The organism is Peribacillus sp. FW305-BF15, from assembly GCF_058783805.1.
The window spans coordinates 1-1,538 of sequence record NZ_JBYSYV010000064.1 but is presented as its reverse complement, the minus strand read 5'-3'; the positions used below and the strand labels follow the sequence as shown (position 1 = coordinate 1,538).

The 1,538-nt window shown below is 36.7% G+C and carries 1 protein-coding gene; it reads right to left on the bottom strand.

Annotated elements, in window-relative coordinates; translation table 11 throughout:
* Nucleotides 1-73 precede the first annotated feature (73 nt).
* Nucleotides 74-1,291 carry an IS110 family RNA-guided transposase gene (locus tag AC3WLU_RS26695; RefSeq protein ID WP_105719000.1) on the bottom strand — a complete coding sequence of 406 codons (1,218 nt, stop codon included), beginning with the start codon at nt 1,289-1,291 and terminating at the stop codon, nt 74-76.
* Between the last annotated feature and the right edge of the window lie 247 nt (nt 1,292-1,538).

Genomic DNA, 1,538 nt, shown 5'->3' with positions numbered 1-1,538 from the left:
TATGCATACAAAATAGACCTAGCCAACTTGGATTTTTTTACTAGGTCATTTGATTATGTTATTATTTATAAAACTATGATTTGGAGGCCAACCCGTAATCATAGTTCATATTGTGTGAAATAAGAAAGAAGATGTTCTTCAAAAGCTTATTCACACAGGCGATGGACGCAACTTTATGACATTTGTTATAGGGTTGCGTTTTTAATTTGTCGTAATACTCAACGATATGATTCCGTCCGTAACGTCTCTGTTTAATCATGTTCTGAATTATTAGGAACAGCAGTTTTCGTAAGTGTTTATTACCACGCTTATTAATTTTGTCCTTAAAATAGGTTTTTCCTGATTGGAATCGGCGTATGTCAATACCCGCATAAGCATTTAATTGTTTGTTATTCTCAAAACGGTGGATGTCTCCGATTTCTGCTATTAAGCGAACTGCTGTATTGGGGCCAATGCCTGGAAAACTCAAGATCACCTTGTATTCGCTGCGTTTTTCTGCTAATTGGACCATATCATTAATACATTGTTCCTTCTGTTGGAGAAGTTCTTGATAACGTCTAGCGTAAGACCGTAGTTGCTCGCACAAAACATCCGATGAAGAAACAGCTGGATAGGACTGCTGGGACGCCTCAATTAGTGCGATTGCTTTCTTTTCTGCCATCGCACCCGAGATATTTTTATTTGTATTGGCACGTATTTTATTTTTAATAATTGTTTTTGAAAGTCCCTGAACAAAATCTGGATGTGGAAACAATTGGACAATGTTTAGAAATAAATCAGATTTAATGGTGAAGAGTTTTTCCAGTTCAGGAAAGGTCAACTGAATGACTTTATGCATGCGACTACGAGTTACCGATAATTCATCATCAAGCTCACTGTAAAATCTCGAAAGTGACTTCAACTGTTGAAACAGGGTGTCTGTCCCGTTTGTCTCCCTTCGGGAGACAGAGAAGTGAGTTAAAGCCAATTGATGGGCATCACTTTTATCAGTTTTATGAATCCTTAAGGCATCACATTGCTTTTTAGCCTCTAGAGGGTTTAAAAGGCAGTAGGAATAATAGTTATCACGCATAAAGCGTTCCAATTGCCGAGAATAGACACCAGTTGATTCGAACACAATATAAGGTTGGTCCTCATATCCTTCGATTAATTCATCAATCCGAGCTCTTAACTTTTCAAACTCAGGTTTGGTGTGTTTAATTTCAGCTTCATAAATACATTTTTTCAAGCCATTATAAATGACCATGTAACTCTTTCCCATACTCACGTCAAAGGCAATTACATGTTTCATGTTATCCTCCTACAATTTTCTTAAATTGAAGCCCTCATCTTACACTTATCGACTCTAATTTCTTATACACGATCTCTAGGATCCAACATACTAAAACCTGATTCAAATAAGGTAAATGAAGAAGGTCCGTTTTAATTACGGATTCTAGATCCTAAGGCATGATCGACCTATTCTTCATTTCTACTATATAAAAAATAGTAGTGTGGACCAATGCCTTGGTCCGCACTACTAACCTTAGTATGTTTTA